Annotated in this window: 16 protein-coding genes; 9 read left to right on the top strand and 7 right to left on the bottom strand. The window is 75.0% G+C overall.

Translation table 11 applies throughout. The features are described from left to right. Positions 1 to 75 precede the first annotated feature (75 nt). The 3 genes from G7Z13_RS27995 to G7Z13_RS27985 all read left to right on the top strand — a co-directional run bounded on the left by G7Z13_RS27995 (position 76) and on the right by G7Z13_RS27985 (position 2195). A complete protein-coding gene (locus G7Z13_RS27995) occupies positions 76 to 705 on the top strand; it encodes a TetR family transcriptional regulator (protein WP_240926365.1) in 630 nt (209 codons plus the stop codon). 37 nt (positions 706 to 742) lie between these two features. After that, positions 743 to 1183, top strand: a complete 441-nt coding sequence (locus G7Z13_RS27990) for a nuclear transport factor 2 family protein (protein WP_166002990.1) — start codon at positions 743 to 745, stop codon at positions 1181 to 1183. 115 nt (positions 1184 to 1298) lie between these two features. Continuing rightward, a complete protein-coding gene (locus G7Z13_RS27985) occupies positions 1299 to 2195 on the top strand; it encodes a Rieske (2Fe-2S) protein (protein ID WP_166005355.1) in 897 nt (298 codons plus the stop codon). 9 nt (positions 2196 to 2204) lie between these two features. Here G7Z13_RS27985 and G7Z13_RS27980 read toward each other — a convergent pair whose 3' ends face one another. From G7Z13_RS27980 to G7Z13_RS27970, 3 genes are all read right to left on the bottom strand, one after another. Next, positions 2205 to 2444: a hypothetical protein gene (locus tag G7Z13_RS27980; RefSeq protein ID WP_166002989.1), complete on the bottom strand. Its 240-nt coding sequence runs from the start codon at positions 2442 to 2444 to the stop codon at positions 2205 to 2207. Positions 2445 to 2507: 63 nt separating this feature from the next. Then, entirely contained in the window at positions 2508 to 2885 is a 378-nt protein-coding gene (locus G7Z13_RS27975) for a hypothetical protein (protein WP_166002988.1), read from the bottom strand. A 50-nt stretch (positions 2886 to 2935) separates the two neighbouring features. Then, the gene (locus tag G7Z13_RS27970) at positions 2936 to 3592 is read right to left on the bottom strand and encodes a hypothetical protein (RefSeq protein WP_166002987.1); all 657 of its coding nucleotides are present in this window, start codon (positions 3590 to 3592) and stop codon (positions 2936 to 2938) included. A 296-nt stretch (positions 3593 to 3888) separates the two neighbouring features. On the opposite strand from G7Z13_RS27970, the gene G7Z13_RS27965 reads away from it, so the two are divergent. Beyond that, positions 3889 to 4983, top strand: coding sequence for a glutamate--cysteine ligase (locus tag G7Z13_RS27965; RefSeq protein ID WP_166002986.1), 1095 nt, complete (start codon positions 3889 to 3891; stop codon positions 4981 to 4983). A gap of 159 nt (positions 4984 to 5142) precedes the next feature. On the opposite strand, the gene G7Z13_RS27960 is transcribed toward G7Z13_RS27965, so the two are convergent. The 3 genes from G7Z13_RS27960 to G7Z13_RS27950 all read right to left on the bottom strand — a co-directional run bounded on the left by G7Z13_RS27960 (position 5143) and on the right by G7Z13_RS27950 (position 10268). After that, positions 5143 to 7629 (bottom strand): prolyl oligopeptidase family serine peptidase, encoded by a 2487-nt coding sequence (locus tag G7Z13_RS27960; RefSeq protein ID WP_240926364.1) that lies wholly within the window; start codon positions 7627 to 7629, stop codon positions 5143 to 5145. Then, a complete protein-coding gene (locus tag G7Z13_RS27955; protein WP_166002985.1) occupies positions 7602 to 9386 on the bottom strand; it encodes an N-acetylglutaminylglutamine amidotransferase in 1785 nt (594 codons plus the stop codon). Before G7Z13_RS27955 ends, G7Z13_RS27960 begins: the two co-directional genes overlap by 28 nt. 441 nt (positions 9387 to 9827) lie before the next feature. Continuing rightward, positions 9828 to 10268, bottom strand: coding sequence for an SPW repeat protein (locus G7Z13_RS27950; RefSeq protein WP_166005351.1), 441 nt, complete (start codon positions 10266 to 10268; stop codon positions 9828 to 9830). Between the two features lie 238 nt (positions 10269 to 10506). Here G7Z13_RS27950 and G7Z13_RS27945 point away from each other — a divergent pair, with 238 nt between their 5' ends. Beyond that, entirely contained in the window at positions 10507 to 11484 is a 978-nt protein-coding gene (locus G7Z13_RS27945; RefSeq protein WP_166002984.1) for an SDR family oxidoreductase, read from the top strand. Between the two features lie 35 nt (positions 11485 to 11519). Continuing rightward, the gene (locus tag G7Z13_RS27940; protein WP_166002983.1) at positions 11520 to 12335 is read left to right on the top strand and encodes an alpha/beta fold hydrolase; all 816 of its coding nucleotides are present in this window, start codon (positions 11520 to 11522) and stop codon (positions 12333 to 12335) included. A gap of 239 nt (positions 12336 to 12574) precedes the next feature. Here G7Z13_RS27940 and G7Z13_RS27935 read toward each other — a convergent pair whose 3' ends face one another. Beyond that, positions 12575 to 13678 carry a hypothetical protein gene (locus tag G7Z13_RS27935; RefSeq protein WP_166002982.1) on the bottom strand — a complete coding sequence of 368 codons (1104 nt, stop codon included), beginning with the start codon at positions 13676 to 13678 and terminating at the stop codon, positions 12575 to 12577. A gap of 260 nt (positions 13679 to 13938) precedes the next feature. Between G7Z13_RS27935 and G7Z13_RS27930 the strand changes: the two genes are divergently transcribed. From G7Z13_RS27930 to G7Z13_RS27920, 3 genes are all read left to right on the top strand, one after another. Then, positions 13939 to 14607 carry a DedA family protein gene (locus G7Z13_RS27930; RefSeq protein WP_166002981.1) on the top strand — a complete coding sequence of 223 codons (669 nt, stop codon included), beginning with the start codon at positions 13939 to 13941 and terminating at the stop codon, positions 14605 to 14607. 172 nt (positions 14608 to 14779) lie between these two features. Further along, complete coding sequence (locus tag G7Z13_RS27925) at positions 14780 to 15931, top strand: histidine kinase (RefSeq protein ID WP_240926363.1); 1152 nt, start codon at positions 14780 to 14782, stop codon at positions 15929 to 15931. Continuing rightward, on the top strand, positions 15922 to 16566 hold the full coding sequence (locus G7Z13_RS27920) for a response regulator transcription factor (RefSeq protein WP_166002979.1): 645 nt from the start codon (positions 15922 to 15924) through the stop codon (positions 16564 to 16566). Before G7Z13_RS27925 ends, G7Z13_RS27920 begins: the two co-directional genes overlap by 10 nt. The last annotated feature ends 196 nt before the right edge of the window (positions 16567 to 16762 follow it).

Below are 16762 nucleotides of genomic sequence, written 5' to 3'. Positions count from 1 at the left end.
CAGATCACGACGCACCGTGCCGGGCCCCGTGGAGGAGCCTGGCACGGCCGGACGGAGGTGACATACGCTCCCATCATGTCCGCGCCGCAGAAGAAGGTACACCGCACCACACCCTCCACCAGCCGGGAGGGAACACGCCGCCGAGCCGACGCGGAGCGCAGCATCGCATCCATCCTGGCCGCCGCGCTCGAATGCTTCCGCCAGGACCCGCACGTGAGTCTGGCAGCGGTGGCCAGTGCGGCCGGTGTCAGCCGCGTCACGCTGTACGCGCACTTCTCGTCCCGAGAGGCCCTGCTGGACGCGGTACTCGCGCACTCCGTCGAGCAGGCGGACGCCGCCCTCCAGGCCCAGCATCTCGAGGAGGGGCCGGCAGCCCAGGCGTTCTCCCGTCTCGTCCGCTCCAGCTGGCGCATTCTGGAACGGCACGCCTTCCTGCTTGCCGCTTCGGAGGGCGTGATCGCCCCGGCCCGCCGCCGCGTTCACCACAGGAAGGTCCTCGACCGCGTGGAGCGCACGCTGGTGCGCGGTCAGGAGGAGGGCGCCTTCCGCACCGACCTTCCGCTGGCCTGGCTGGTGACCACCTTCTACAGCCTGCTGCACGCGGCGGCCGCCGAGGCCGACGCCCGGCATCTCAAGGCCAAGGACGTCCCCGACGTGCTCGACCGCACGCTCTCCTCGATGCTGCGGATCACAGAACCCGACTGACGCCCGGCCACCGGGCGTCCATCCCCCTGGGAGTCCCATGCACCGCACGCACCCCAACGCAGCCCTGGTCCGCACCTGCCTCGCGGCTGTCAGCAAGGGCGACCCGGATGCCTGGCTCGCCTGTTACACCACCGACGCGGTCTCCGAGGACGTCCCCCTGGGCTCGGTCTGGAGGGGGCACACCCAACTCGATGCCGGCGTACGGTCCTGGCTTGAGGCGATACCCGACACCCGCATGCAGGTGCACACCGTCTCCGCCGGCGACCGGGCCGGTGCCTGCGAGTGGACCATGACCGGTACCCTTCACGGCGCCCTCGACGGCTTGCCCGCGGAGCTGGCCGCTTCGGCGAAGGGCAAGTCCTTCACCATGCGCGGTGCGACGGTGTACCGCTTCTCCGAAGACGGCCGTATCGCACACGAGACCCTGTACTGGGACGTCGCCGGTGTCCTGACCCAGTTCGGCCTCATGGGGACCTGACACGGACCATCCGCGGGCACCTGCTCGCCGACACCGGCAACCGCCTGATCGGCCCGTTTTGGGGTCGGCGCTGTCGGGGACCCTGCGTCTCATGGGAATCATGGGACGTCGTCGAATGGGTCAGAACCGGCTGTTGCGGGTGCTGGACGGGCTGGAGCGGGACGGGCGCGCCGATGCGGTGATCGACGCGGTCGGCCGGGGGGTGCGGGCGCTGCCGCTGGGCGGTGTGCGGGACGCGCTGCACGGGAGGTGGCTCGGGCATCCGGTGCATCCGCTGATGGTGCAGGTGCCGATCGGCAGCTGGCTGTCCGCGGGCGTACTGGACCTGCGTCCGGGGCGTTCGCGGGAGGCCGGGCTGCTGATCGGCGTCGGGCTGGCGGCCGCGGTGCCCGCCGCGCTGGCGGGGGCCGTGGACTGGGCGGAGCTGCACCGCCCGCAGCAGCGGGTCGGCCTGGTGCACGCGCTGGCCAACACGGCGGCCGTCGGACTGTACGCCGCGTCGCTCGCCTGCCGCGTGAAGGGCCGCGCGGGCGCCGGCCGGAGCCTCGGCTTCCTGGGGATGGCGGCTGTCGCGACGGGCGGCCTGCTCGGCGGCCACCTGGCCTACCGGCAGGCGTCCGGCGCGAACCACGCCGAGGAGGTTCCGCACGTCGTCTCGCCGGGCTGGCACCGGATCGGGGCCGTGGCCGAGTTCCCGGCCGGGCAGGCGGTGCGGCGCAGCGTGGACGACGTGCCCGTCCTGGTCGTGCGCGAGTCCGGCGGGGAGCTGCACGTGCTGGCCGACCGGTGCAGCCATCTGGCGGGGCCGCTGTCCGAGGGGACCATCGAGGACGGGTGTGTGCGGTGCCCGTGGCACGGGAGCGTCTTCCGGCTCTCGGACGGCTGGAACGTACGCGGCCCGGCCACCGCTCCGCAGCCCGCGTTCGACGCCCGGATCGTCGACGGCCATGTGGAGGTGCGCCTGCCCACCCCGGATCGTGAGGTGAGCGGGCGCCAGCAGGTTTATCGCTGATCTCGCCGGTCAGGGACCGGACCAGCCGGCCTCCCACTCCGCGTCGTCGGTCCGGCTCCCGGTCCCGCTCCCGGTCTCCGTCGAGTCTGCGTCCTCGCCGTCCTCGCCGTCTTCGTCGCCCGCGTCGCCCTCCGCCTGTGAGGGGGTGGTGCGCGGCGCGTCGCGGTGGCCGGTGGTCTCCGGCTCGCCGTTCGCGGCGGTCGTCGGCTCGGGCTCGCCCTCGGCCTGCGAGGGGGTGTGTTCGGTCATGACCGGTCCTCCGTGTCGGGGTGTGGGGGTGCAGAGATCGGGTGCCGGTGTGCGGCCGGTGGGTCAGGCCCTTCGGTGGGCGCGCAGCCAGGCGGTGACCCAGCCGGCCTCCATGGCGGCGTCGAGGAGGTACGTGGGGCGGATCCGGCCCTTGGGGACGTAGACCAGGTCGACGGCCAGCAGGGTCAGGGCGGTGCCCAGGCCGACGCGGCGGGCATGCGCGGGGTCGCCCGAGGGGTCGGACGCCGCCGCGAGCTGGGCGAGACCGGCGGAGGCCAGCAGTCCGCCTGTCGTCATCTGCAGCCAGTCGTCGGTCTTCGGTCCGAAGACCCACTCGAAGCTGCGCAGGTGAACCAGGGGCCACAGGCCGCCCACGACGTTGAAGGCGCCGTGCGCGAGCGCGAGGCCGGTCGCGGACTTCCGCGCTGTCGTGACTTTCAAGGCGTCTCTCCCTCCGTGGCACGGCCCGCCGAGTACCCACGGGCCGGTGATCACTCACCCTCCCCTCGGGCTCCCCTCGCCGCGACAGCCACCGTCGTCGTGACCCGGGTGAGCGAGGGTTTCCTCGGCACCGAGCCGAAGCCGAACCGCACGGGTGGTGCGACGGGCGCGGTGCCCCCGAGGTCGGCACCTTCGAAGGTGGCGGACACCTCGCGGACCGACCGCAGGTCCCGCGCGCCGTACCACTCGTGGCGCCCCTCGCGGGCGCTCCCCCGCGTCCGCACGCCGGGCAGCAGCAGCCGGGCCGGGCCGTCCGTGAGCGCGCTCCACGCCGGGCGGCCGGCGAGCGTGCCGGGTACGGCGCGCAGCAGCAGGCCCAGGGGCCGGCGCCGCCCGGTGACGAAACGCAGGTCCAGCGGGCCCGCGGTCACGGTCCAGGTGTCGTCCGCCACCCCGACCCGCACGGGGACGACGCGGACGGTGTCGAAGACGTAGGTGGCGGCGACGAAGTCCGCCGTCTCGGGCGTGGGCGCGAGCAGCAGCCGCTCCCCGTCCGCCCGCTCCAGCATCACGTCGCTGAAGGTGCCGAACGGTGACCGCTGCCAGTGGCCGAGGACCAGCCGGGTGCCGGAGGTGGTGCCGAGGCCCGCGATCCAGCCGTCGAAGCGGAGCCGACGCGTCCCGTCCACCTGGTTCTTCCGGCTCATCGGCCTGCTCCTTTCGGCGGGCGGGGCAGCGAGGCTCCCGGCCGCACGTGCCGGCCCCCCGGCGAGAAGGGGAGCGGTGCCCGCACCGCCTGCGCCGGGTAGGACTGGTTCACGAAGGTCTGCGTCCGCCAGGCCGCCCACAGCACCGGCAGCCGTATCCGCTGCTCCGCGCCGTACGCCACCACGGTCCGGCGAGTCCCCCTCGCCCGGCCGGCGAAAACGCCCGGAGCGGCCGGGCCGGTTTCGTTTGCGCCGCGGTGGGGGGTGGCACTCGGGCGCCGAGCGAAGGGCGAGCGATGGCGACGATCGGTGTGGAAGAGGAGTACCTGCTGCTCGACCCCGTCACGGGCGTGCCGGTGCCGTTCGCGGAGAAAGTGCGCATGGCCGCGGACGTGGCTCGTCTGACGGGCGGGCGGGAGGTGCAGTGCGAGCTGCTCCAGGCGCAGGTCGAGGTGGCCACACCCGTGTGCGGCAGCCTCGACGAGGTCGGCGGGCATCTCCTGCGGCTGCGGCACGCCATGGCCGCCGCGGCCGAGACGCACGGCTGCCGGATCGCGGCCGTGGCGACGCCGCCGCTGCGCGACGCGCTGCACCCCGTGGCCGTCACCGACCACGCCCGCTACCGCGCCATGCTCGCGCAGGCGCCGCAACTGGTCGCCGAGCAGCTGGTCAACGGCATGCACGTCCACGTGGCGGTGCCCAGCCGGGAAGCGGGCGTGCAGGTGCTGAACAGGCTGCGGCTGTGGCTGCCCACGCTGACGGCGATGTCGGCGAACTCCCCGCTGTGGGACGGCCACGACACCGGCTTCGCCAGCTGGCGCACGGTTGTCTTCGGCCGCTGGCCGGTGGCCGGCCTGCCGCCGGTCTTCCGCGACCTGGAGGACTACGAGCGGCGCGTGCGGCGGCTGCTCGACTGCGGGCTGATCTCGGACACCGGCCAGCTGTACTGGCAGGCGCGGCTCTCCGAGCGTTACCCCACCATCGAGGTGCGCTGTCTGGACGTACAGCTGCGGGCCGACGAGGCGGTGATGTTCGCCGGTGTCGTGCGGGCGCTCGTGGAGACGGCGCTGGCGCAGGCCACCGCGGGTGAGCCCGTGCCGGACTGCCCGCCGGAGTACCTGCAGGGCGCGATGTGGCACGCGGCGCGGCACGGCCTGAGCGGCACCCTGATCGACCCGTCGGAGGGCGCGCGCCGCGCCGGGGACGTGCTGTGCGGGCTGCTGCGGCACATCGGCCCGGCACTGGACGCCTCCGGCGACACCCGGGAGGTCACCGCGCTGGTCCACCGGCTGCTCCAGCAGGGCACCGGCGCGGACCGGCAGCGCGCCGCGCTCACCGCGGGCGGTCCGCGGGCCGCCGTCGACCTGATCGTCCGCGAGAGCGGTTACTGAAGAACCGGCGGGCCCCACGGGCACGGTCCCGCGGGTGCCGGGGCACGGTCCCGCGGGTGCCGGGGCACGCTTCCCTGGGTGCCGGGGCACGTTTCCGCCAGTGCCGGGGCCCGGCTGACTCCCCTTGCCGGGCCGGGTCACGGTTCGCCCGCCCGCCGTTCACTGGAGGTGCCGTTCCAGCCAGTCGGCGGCGGCCCGCCGGAACAGGCGCCGGTTGTCCGCGCGCAGGAAGTCGTGACCCTCATCGCGCAGGGTGAGGAGTTCGGCGTGGACGCCGCGTTCCCGCGCGGCCCGTACGAACTGCCGGGACTCGCCGGGCGGCACGTTGGTGTCGTGTTCGCCGTGGACCGCCAGCAGCGGGGCGCGCAGCGCGTCGATGCGGGTCATCGGTGACAGGGCGCGCAGCAGCTCCCGGTCGCGCTCGGGGTGGCCGTACTTGTGCGCCGCCGACTCCGCGATCCACGGCTCGGTACCGGCGAAGAAGGTGAGGAAGTCCGACATGCCGCAGACGGCGACCCCGGTGCGGAACAGGTCCGGGTGCCAGACCAGCGAGGCGAACGTGAGGTAGCCGCCGTAGGAGCGGCCCATCACGGCCAGCCGGGTCGGGTCGGCGGGGCCGGCGGTGACGGCGTGGGCGGCGCAGTCGGCGACGTCGTCGAGCGCGGCGAAGCGGCCCGCGCCCAGGTCGGCGTCGACGAACGACCGGCCGTGGCCCAGGGAGCCGCGCACGTCGGGGGCGAAGACGTCCAGGCCGCGCCCGGTCAGCTCGTGGTAGAGCGGGTGGAACACCGGGCGTTCCTGTTCCTCCGGCCCGCCGTGCAGGTGGATCACGCAGGGGGCCGGTTCGTCGGGTGAGCGCCCCGGTGCCCGGTAGTACCAGCCGCTCAGGGGCAGGCCGTCGCGTGCCGTCAGCCGCAGCGGGACCGGGCGTACCGGGGGGCGGCCCGGCGGTACGGCGTCCTCGTCCAGGGAGGACCACGGGGTGCGGAGCAGGGACACGCCCTCGTGCGCCCACCAGACGCCGGGCTTGCGCTGGGAGCCGGAGAGCGCGAGCAGCAGGCGTCCGGTCCCGGCGGCGGTCACGCGGGTGACGACCTCGTGGGGCAGCGGGAGGGGGCGTGCCGGGCCGGTGGCGTCGGCGTCGGGGGCCGTCCGTCCGGCCGGGGAGGTCTCGACGAGTTCGAGTTCGCTCGCGCCCTGCTTGTTCCAGGCGAGGGCGGCCGTACGGCCGTCGTGGTCCAGCGCCAGGAGTTCGAGGTCGCTGTTCTCGCGCTCGGCCCGCACGGACACGCCGAGCGGCCGGCCGTCGGGGTCCAGGGCGACGGCGAGGAGCGCCGCGAACTCGCGGTCGGCGTTGCTGCGCAGCCACAGGGTCCGGCCCTCGGGCGAGAACCGGCCGATCCACGGGTCGCCGTCGGCGACCGGCAGGGCGAACGTCGTCACCGAGTCGGCGGTGCGCAGCACGACCGCCTCGCGGCGTCCGCGCGGGCCGCGCCGCAGCAGGGCGAGGGTGCCGTCGGGGCTGAGGTCGCAGGCGCGCAGGGAGGCGGCGTGCGTCTCGGTGGTGAGGAGCACGGGCGAGGCCAGGCCGTCGGGGTCGATCAGGTAGACGGACAGGCCGCCTTCCGGACGGGCCGCCGGGGAGGGTGTCGACGGTGCGGTGCCGGGCGGTGGTCCGTCGGGGTTGGGGCCGAGGAGGGTCGCGTGGCCGTCCCGCTCCGCCCAGTCGGCGGGCGGCCGGGTGACCGGGGCGGAGGTCCGGCCGCCGGTGCGTCCGTCGTCCGCCGGGAACTGTCCCGTGACGCCGCCGTACCCGCCGGTGGTGGGGGCGGCGAAGGTGACGGCGACGGCCGAGCCGTCGTGTGCCCAGCAGCCCAGGTGCGCGGAGCCGGCCGGGTCGGCGCCGGCCAGGATGCGGCGGCCGGTGCCGTCCGGACGGACGCACAGCACCCGGGTGTGCTCGCCGCCGCCCGGCGCGGTGGTGTACGCGATCCAGCGGCCGTCCGGCGACCAGGACACCTCGACGACCGGATCCGGCGAGGAGTCGAGCAGCCGTACCGCGTCGCCGTCGACCGGACCGGCCCACAGCTGGGGGACGCCGCCCCGGTCGCAGATGAAGGCCGTCTCGGTGCCCTGGGGGTTCGCGGAGGGGTACCAGCAGCCGTGGGCGCGCAGACGGGTGACGGCGTCCCGCGGACCGCCCGCGTCGGGCAGCGGCAGGGGCTCGGGGGCGGGGGCCGGCGCGGGCACGGGGGCGTGAGCGGCGTCGTGCGCGTCCCGCGCCGGACCGTCGGCGAGCCGGACGGGTGCCGGGACGAGCGGGGTGGCCGTCTCCGGGCCGAGCGGGGTGACGGACTCCGGGCCGAGCCTGGCGGCGGGGGCGCGGGCGGGCGCCGGGCGTGGCGCCGCCCCCGTGCCCCGGGCGCCGGGCCGGGCGTCCTGGTGATCGCCGGGCCGAGCGCCCTCGTGGTCGCCGGACCGGGCGTCCTGGTGATCGCCGGACCGGGCGTCCTGGTGATCGCCGGACCGGGCGTCCTGGTGATCGCCGGGCCGAGCGCCCCCGTGGTCGCCGGTCCGCGTGTGCGGGTCGCCGGCCTGGATGTCGTGGTGGCCGCCGGTCACCTGATGCCGTGGGTCTGTAGCCATATCTCCAGCAAAGCCGTCTGCCACAGGGCGTTCGCGCCCCGCCTGGTGCGGTGCTCGTCGGGTGCCGCGAGGAGTTCGGCGACGTACTCGTCGCGGAACAGCCCGCGCTGCTTCGCCTCCGGGGCGTGGAGCGCCTCGCGCACCCGCTCCAGGACGGGTCCCGCCATGTGCCGGATGGCCGGCACCGGGAAGTACCCCTTGGGGCGGTCGACGACCTCGTGGGGCAGCAGCTTGCGGCCCGCCTCCTTGAGCACGCCCTTGCCGCCGTCGGCGAGTTTCAGCTCCGGCGGGCAGGCCGCCGCGAGTTCCACCAGTTCGTGGTCGAGGAACGGGACGCGGGCCTCCAGGCCCCAGGCCATGGTCATGTTGTCGACGCGCTTGACGGGGTCGTCGACGAGCATGACGTGCGTGTCGAGGCGCAACGCCGCGTCGAGGGCGGTCTGCGCGCCGGGCGCCGCCATGTGCTCCCGTACGAAGCGGGCGGAGACGTCCTCGTCGAGGAGGAGTTCGGGCCGCAGGATGCGGGCCATGTCCGCGTGCGGCCGGTCGAAGTACGTCTCGGCGTACCGCTCCGGTTCCTCCTCGCGGGGGACCTCGGCCAGCCGCGGGTACCAGTGGTAGCCGGCGAACACCTCGTCGGCGCCCTGCCCGCTCTGGACGACCTTGACCTCCTGGGAGACCTGTTCGGACAGCAGGTGGAAGGCGACGACGTCGTGGCTGATCATGGGTTCGCTCATGGCGGCGACCGCGGCGTCCAGCGCCGTCGACACGCGCTCGGAGGGCACCATCAGCCGGCGGTGGTCGGTGCCGAACTCGCGGGCGACCAGGTCGGAGTAGCGGAACTCGTCGCCCTTCTCGCCGCCCTCCGCCTCGAAGCCGACGCTGAACGTCCTCAGGTCGCGCTGGCCCTCGTCGGCCAGCAGGGCGACGATCAGGCTGGAGTCGAGGCCGCCGGAGAGCAGGACGCCCACCGGCACGTCGGCCACCATCCGGCGCCGCACGGCCGTGCGCAGGGCGTCGAGGACGGCGTCACGCCATTCGTCGGCGCCCATGCCGGCGTGCTCGGGGCGGCGGGTGTACGAGGGCTGCCAGTAGCGGTGGTCCCGGTGGCTGCCGTCGGGTTCCATGACCCGGACGGTGGCCGGGGGGAGCTTGCGCACGCCGTTGAGGACGGTGCGGGGCGCCGCGACCGTGGCGTGCCAGCTCAGGTACTGGTGGAGGGCCACCGGGTCGAGGGAGGTGTCCACGTCTCCGGCGGCGAGGAGGGCGGGCAGCGTGGAGGCGAACCGCAGCCGGCCCGGTGTCCGCGCCAGGTAGAGGGGCTTGATGCCGAGCCGGTCCCGGGCGAGGACGACGCGGCCGGTGCGGTGCTCGACGATCGCGAAGGCGAACATGCCGCGGAAGCGCTCCACGCACGCGGTGCCCCACTCCAGGTAGGCGTTGAGCACGACCTCCGTGTCGGACGTGGAGGTGAAGCGGTGGCCGAGCCGGCGCAGTTCGTCCCGCAGTTCCGGATAGTTGTAGACGCAGCCGTTGAAGACGCCGGTGACCTCGTCCCGGGCGTCCGTCATGGGCTGCGCCCCGCGGTCCGAGAGGTCGATGATCTTCAGTCGCCGGTGCCCGAGCGCGACCGCGCCGCGTGTCCAGGCGCCCTGTCCGTCGGGGCCGCGGTCGGCGAGCCGGTCCGTCATGCGTGCGACGGCCGCCGTGTCGGGCGACCGGCCGTCGAAGCGGATCTCGCCGCTCAGACCGCACATGGCGCACCGCCTCCCGTCCGCGCGGCACCGGGCCGTCGTCGGCGGTGCCGGTTCACGCGTCGGCGCGCGTGTCGCTTCGCGTACGGCTGGTGGACATCGGTCTCATCCCATACTCGTATGCCCAAGATCACGTCACTCCTGGAGGTGCCGGGCGCCCGCGACCAGGGGAAAGGACCGGCCCTGGGCGGATGCTCGGCTCGGCTGTGCAGTGCACTGAGTTCCCAGGGGGTGCGCGGGTATGCCCCTGCGTCGCGCGGGGGCGGAGTCCCAGGCCCGGTCGACGGGGTCCCGCCGGCCGGCTCGACGGGCTCCCGCCGGCCGGCTCCCGTCACGGCGGACGCGCCGGACCGGCAGCACGTTCGGGGATCCGGTCGCGGATCCCGACCGACTGAGGTCCAGCGCGTCGCCCTGCCACGGGGATCGGGTGTCGCGGTCCTGCGCTCAGGCCGTACGGTCCTGACCCCGCGACGACCGCCGCTTACCGGAGGCCGCGCTGGCCGCCAGGCCCAGCAGCATCGCGATGACACCGACGATGATGTTGTTCCAGACCGTCCTCGTCGTGCTGACGTCGCCGGCGACGACCCACGGCGCGATGATGGTCCACGCGCCCAGCGCGCAGGCCGCCCACGCCATGCTGTGCGTACGCTCGTACGCACGGCCGAAACCGCCGCTCATGAGCACGGCGTAGGCGATGCCGACGATCAGGTTCGTGACCGCCAGAGTCGTCAGATTGCTGAACCCCGCGATCCACGGGGAGGCCGCCAGGTACACCCCGGTGAGCAGGGCCATCGTCTCGATGGCCTGCGCCTTGGGCGTGCTGGTGGCGCGCTCCGCCATCTCGTGGCGGTTGCGCATGTCGATGATGTCGGGATGGGTCTCCATCGACGACCTCGGAGAGGTTGTCACGCCCCTCACCTCCCAGGCTCCGTGGGTTTCGTCCGGCCCACGAGTACCCCCCTGTCGCGACGGCCCAACCGCGACCGGACCCCCGACCTGGCCGACGCGGGCCAGGCGGGCCGCCCGGATTCGCGGGCGGCCCGCCGAGGCGCCGCGTGGCCGGGACGCGAGGGGGGTACTCGCCCCGGCGACCCAGCCAGCCGCCCGCCGAGGAGAGGCCGACATGCGTGTACGTGATTCCGTGGTCGTCGTCACCGGAGCGTCCAGCGGTATCGGGCGGGCCACCGCCCTCGCCTTCGCGCGCAAGGGCTGCCCGGTGGTCCTCGCCGCACGGAACGAGGAGGCGCTGGAGGCGGTCCGGCGGGAGTGCGAGAGCCACCGCGGCGCCCAGGCCCTCGCCGTACCGACCGACGTGACGGACGCCGCCGCGGTCGAGGACCTCGCCTGGCGCGCGGTGGAGCGGTTCGGCCGCGTCGACGTGTGGGTCAACGCGGCGGCCGTCACCGTGTTCGGGCCCTTCCAGGTAACTCCCCTGGAGGACATCCGCCGGGTATTCGACGTGAACGTGATGGGTTACGTCCACGGTGCCCGCGCCGCGCTGGGGGTGATGCGGGAGCAGGGCCGCGGCACGCTGGTGAACGTCTCGTCCATCGTGGGCGTGGTCAGCCAGCCGTACACCCACGCCTACGGCATGTCCAAGCACGCCGTACGGGCGCTCGGCGCGAGCCTGCGGCAGGAGCTGCTGCTGGAGAAGGCGAAGCACATTCACGTGTGCACCGTGCTGCCCGCGACGATCGACACCCCGCTGTTCGAGCACGCCGCGAACCACACCGGCCGCAAACCGGTCGCGATGCCCCCGGTCTACAGCCCCGAGCGGGTCGCGCGGGCCGTCGTGGACCTGGTGCGGGCGCCCCGCCGGGAGGTCGTGGTCGGGCCCATGGGCCGGTCGATGGTGCTGGAGTCGCGGATGATGCCCGGCATGGTCGAGCGGATGATGGCACGGCAGGTGGACAAGACTCATCTGTCGCGCACGGAGACCGCTCCGGCCGGACACGGCAACCTGCACGCGCCGGCGCCGGGTCCGGGCGCCACGCACGGCGGGTGGGGTGGTCGGCGCCGCACGGCCGTGCGCCGGCTGGCCGCCGCGACCGTGACGGCGGGTGTGGTGGCGGGCGTGGTGCGACGGGTCGTGCCTCGTTGAGCGTGTGGGCCGCGGGGTCGGCCGGGTCGGCGCGGTTGGCAGGGTCCGCGCGGCCGGCGTGGTCCGCGCGGCCGGCGCGGTCGGCGTGGTCCGCGCACGAGTTCACCGCCGCGGCCGGCACCCGCGTGCACGCGGCCGTCCTCGGTCCGCGGGACGCCCCCGAGGTGGTGTGCGTCCACGGGCTCGGCTGCTCGCACCGTTACTGGCTGCCGTTCGCCCGCGCCCTCGCACCGCGGCTGCGGACCGTCGCGGTCGACCTGCCAGGGTTCGGGCGCACCCGTGGCCCGGCGCGCGCGCTGGACGTACGGCAGCTGTCGCTGGCGCTCGCCGACTGGATGCGGGTCACCGGCCGAGGGCCCGCGGTCCTCGTCGCCAACTCGGTCGGCTGCCAGGTCGTCGTGGACCTCGCGGTGCACTCCCCCGAACTGGTCGGCCCGGTGGTGCTGATCGGCCCGACGTTCGACCGCCACGCCCGTACGACTCCGCGGCAGCTGTTGCGCCTGCTGGCCGACGCGCCCGCGGAGCGGCCATCGCTGATGCCGGCGCTGGTGGCGAGCTACGCCGACTGCGGGCTGCGGCGCGCGCTCGCGACCTACCGGTTCGCGCTGCACGATCCGGTCGAACGCAAGCTGCGCCATCTGCGCACCCCCGTCGTGGTGGCCCGCGGGTCGCGGGACCCGATCGTGCCGCGCGCCTGGGCCGAGGAGGTCACCCGGCTGCTGCCGGACGGCCGGCCGGCCGAGGTCCCCGGAGCCGGACACGCCCTCAATCACTCGGCGCCGCGCGAACTGGCAGGTATCACGCGGGGGTTGCTGCGGCGCAGCGGACTCCCTGCGGGGACGGACCGGTAAGCGGGGATGTCCGGTGGGAGGGGACCGGTCGGTGAGTGGTCTCCCTCGGGGAGGCGACCGGGCCGCTGGCGGATCCCCTCCGCACGGCGGCCCGTCCGGCAGCGGATCCCCTCCGAGCAGCGGCCCGTCCGACGGCGGACCCGCCCCCCCCCGACGGCCAACCCCTTCCGGCACGGCGGCCCGCCCGGCAGCGGACCCCCCCTCCGAGCAGCGGCGTCCGGCGGCGGGGCGGGGCGTCGTCAGTCGCCACCACCGCCACCGCCACCGCCGTCCCCGCCGCCGTCACCGCCTCCGCCGTCTCCTCCGCCGGAGTCGCCGCCCTCGCCGCCGTCCGCGCCCCAGCCGTCGGCGCCGCCGGGCTCGTTGTCCTCGCCTCCCCGGCCGAGGTTGCTGAACCAGGGGCGGTCCCACCACTCGTCGGCGGCGACCGGCTCCCCGCCGTTCGTCCGGCGCCGCCGCTCGGCCCGGAACCGCGCCGCCCCCGTGGTGTCCCCGATCCCGAAGGCGACGGCGAAGAGCTGCGCCATGACGGCGTCCAGCGGGTCGGGACTCTCGTACCGCACGGGCGTGAGCGGCACCAGCACACTGCCGGGCTCGGGCACCGGCCGCCCCCGCGGGCGGGTCAGGAGGGCGACGGGCCGTTCGTCGCGCAGCAGCCGCGAACTGCGCGCGTTCTCCCGCCGCAACTCCCAGCGCACGCCGGGCAGTCGTACCTCCACCCGCCGCTTGGACCTGCGCTTCGCGCGCGCGAGGTCCAGCTCCGCCGCGACGTCGCCGACGGTCAGCCGCAGCCCCTTCGACGGCTCGTGCCCGTGGCCGTACCCGTGCCCTTGGCCGTGCCCGTGGAAGCCGAACGGCGCCCGCAGCCGTACGACGGGGGCGCCCGGGCCCCACACGTCCACGCGCACCAGGTTCCGGTCGACGGCGACCGTGACCGGCCCGGCGGGTCCCGGCGCGTGCCGGCGGGCGATCCACAGCGGTACGCCCTCGGCGCGGGCCCGGTCCGCCAGCGCGGCCACCCCCTCGGGTCCGCCGCAGCGCCGTACCGCCCACTCCCCCAGCGCGTGGGCGAACTGCACGGCCCGGCGCGCCTTCAGCGGCCGGGTGGTGCCGGTGGCGCGGGTCACGGGCACGACGCCGGGTCCGTCGGGCAGGTGGCCCAGCGGGCGTTCCGTCCCGCCGCCGCCGAGCCAGTACCCGCGCCGGAACGCCTCCGCCATCGCGGCGAGGTTCAGCTCGCCCGGCGGTGTGACCCGGCCGCCTCTGCGCAGCGCGTCCTCGGTCAGCTCGACGGTGCGCGCCAGCGGGTTCCACGACCGCTCGCCATAGAGCACACGGCTCATCCCAACCCCCGTACCTGTGCGCGGTCCGGCAGTTCCGACCCGCTCAGGAAGAGTGCGCCGGGCACCCCGGCGGTTCCCGCCTGCCGCGGTCCGCCCCAACCCGGCAGGCGCCTGCGGTTTTCCGCAGGGTGGCGGTGCGGGGACCCGCGGCACATCGGGTGGCCCCCCTCATACCGGACTTGAACTGCGATTTTCTAGGTTGGTCCGGTCGGGGCACCCGTAAAGGGTGACCGATCCCCCACCGGCTTGGAGACCTCACCGTGCATCAGAACACTTTGGCGGCGCCTCAGCAGCCCGCGGACGGCATCGCGGGCTGGGCCGCCGATCTCGTGGACACCATGGGCGGCCCCGGAGCAGGCCTGGCCATCGCCCTGGAGAACCTGTTCCCGCCGCTGCCCAGCGAGGTCATCCTGCCGCTGACCGGCTTCGCCGCCGGGCAGGGCGTGCTGAGCCTGACGTCGGCGCTGGTGTGGACGACGCTGGGTTCGGTGGTCGGGGCGGTCGCCCTGTACTGGATCGGCGTGCTGCTGGGCCGCGACCGGCTGTACGCGCTGTGGGAGCGGTTGCCGCTGGTGAAGACGTCCGATCTGGAGCGCACCGAGGAGTGGTTCGCCCGGCACGGCACCAAGGCGGTCCTGCTGGGCCGGATGGTGCCGGTCTTCCGCAGTCTGATCTCGGTGCCGGCCGGTGTCGAGCGGATGCCGATGCCCCAGTTCATCATGCTCACCACGATCGGCAGCCTGATCTGGAACAGCGTCCTGGTGCTGTCCGGTTACTGGCTGGGCGACCGCTGGGACGTGGTGGGCCAGTACGTGGGGCTGCTCAGCAAGGCCGTTGTGGTGCTGGCCGCCGTGGCGCTGGCCGCCTACGTGACCGTACGCCTGAAGGGACGCCGCCGCGCCCCGGCCCGGCACCGGCACGATGACTGACGGCACCGACCTTCCCGGCGCGACGGCTGACACGCGCGTCCCCGGGGTGGCCGGCGACGACGCCGACCGGTCCGGCGCGACGGCTGACGCGAAGGGCTACCTCGTCGACCGGCCCGGCGCGACAGGCGACCGCGTTGATCGGCCCGGGCGGGCCGCACTAGGCTCTCGGCCCGTGCCCGAGAACGCGAGCAACGCCGTTGCGTCGACGCGTCGTTGGCTCGGTGTGCTGCTCGGCTGTGCGACCGCGCCGGCAGCCGCCGCCCATCTCCTCGTCACCGGAGTCGTCCTCGGCCCCTTCCTGCTCTGGCCGCGCACCCGGCCGGACGCCCTCGGTCTGCTGATGGCCGGGGTGCGCCGGCTCGCGGCGCTGGAACGGGCCCGCCGCGCCGTGTACTTCGGCGACCGCTTCCCCGAGCACTACGCGGCGTCCGACGACAAGGTCCTGCGCTATGTCGCGCTTCGCGCGGCGGCGGGCCTGCTGACCGCCGTGGTGATCGGACTGCTCGGGCTCGGCGCCGGGCTGGCCGGGCTGCTGGCGTACGCGGTGGCGCGGGGCGGCGTCGGCTGGGAGGAACTGCTGACCCAGGTGGTGCTGGGCGGTGTGCTGCTCTTCCTCGACCTCCAGGGGCTGCGCTCGCTGGCCGCGCTCGACGCCCGGTCGGCCCGGGAGTGCTTCGGCCCGTCGGAGCGGGAGCTGCTGCGACGGCGGATCGACGAGCTGGCCGCGAGCCGGGCCGCGGTCGTGGCGGCGGTGGACGCCGAGCGGCGGCGCATCGAACGCGATCTGCACGACGGGGTCCAGCAACGCCTGGTCGCGCTGGCCATGCTGCTCGGCCGGGCCCGCCGCGGCCGCGACCCCGAACGCGCCGACGCCCTGCTGGCCCAGGCGCACGAGGAGTCCCGGGGCCTGCTCACCGAGTTGCGGGAGGTGGCCTGGCGCGTCTACCCGTCGGCTCTGGACAGCCTCGGTCTCGCCGAGGCGCTGGGCGGGGTGGCCGAGCGCTCCCCGCTGCCGCTGCGGATCCGCTGCGAGACCGGCGGGCCGCTGCCCCGGCCCGTGGAGACGGCCGCCTACTTCGTGGTGTCCGAGGCCGTCACCAACGCCGTCAAGCACGCCGCGGCCACCGCGGTCTCGGTGCGGGTGGTGCGCGGTGCCGGCCGGCTCACCGTACGGGTCGAGGACGACGGCGCGGGCGGCGCGGACCCGGCCGGCGGCGGGCTGACCGGGCTGCGCGGCCGGGTCGCGGCGCTCGACGGGACCCTGCACGTCGACAGCCCCCTCGGGGGACCCACCGTCATCACCGCGGAGCTGCCATGCGCCTGATCCTCGCCGAGGACTCCACCCTGCTGCGGGAGGGTCTGGTGCGGCTGCTCGCCGACGAGGGCCACGAGGTGGTGGCGGCGCTCGGTGACGCCGTGACACTGGTGGAAACGGTGGCGGAGCACCGGCCGGACCTCGTCGTCGTCGACATCCGGATGCCGCCGACCCACACCGACGAGGGGCTGCGCGCCGCCCTGCAGATCCGCGAGCGGTGGCCTGAGGTCGGCGTGCTGGTGCTGTCTCAGCACATCGAACGCCACTACGCGGCCCAGCTGCTGGCCGTGAGCGCCGAGCGGGTCGGCTACCTGCTCAAGGACCGGGTCGCGCAGGTCGAGGAGTTCCTGGACGCGCTGGAGCGGATCCACGCGGGCGGGGCCGCGATCGACCCCGAGGTGGTGCGGCAGCTGGTCCTGCGCACCACGCACACCGATCCGCTGGCCCGGCTCACGCCGCGCGAGCGCGGGGTGCTGGAGGAACTGGCCCAGGGGCACACCAACGCGGCGATCGCCGGGCGGCTGCACATCTCCCAGAGCGCGGTGGAGAAGCATCTCAACGCGGTGTTCGACAAGCTGGATCTCAACCAGGCCGACGGCTACAACCGGCGCATCCTGGCGGTGCTGCGCTACCTGGAGGCGTGACGGCGACCGCCGGGACATCGCGAGGCGTGACGGCGACTGCCGGAGGCGTGACAGCGGCCGCCGGTGCGCGGCGGCGGTGTGTCAGAGGTCCAGGACGTCCCGCGCCCGCGCCGCGCACCCCGGTTGACGTCGCAGAAGCCCACGAGGCCGGCCGGGGCGCCGGGTCGGGTCATACGGGGCTTTTCGTCCGATTGGG

The organism is Streptomyces sp. JB150 (assembly GCF_011193355.1).
In the GTDB taxonomy this organism is placed as follows: Bacteria; Actinomycetota; Actinomycetes; order Streptomycetales; family Streptomycetaceae; genus Streptomyces.
This window is presented reverse-complemented; position numbering and strand designations above follow the sequence as displayed.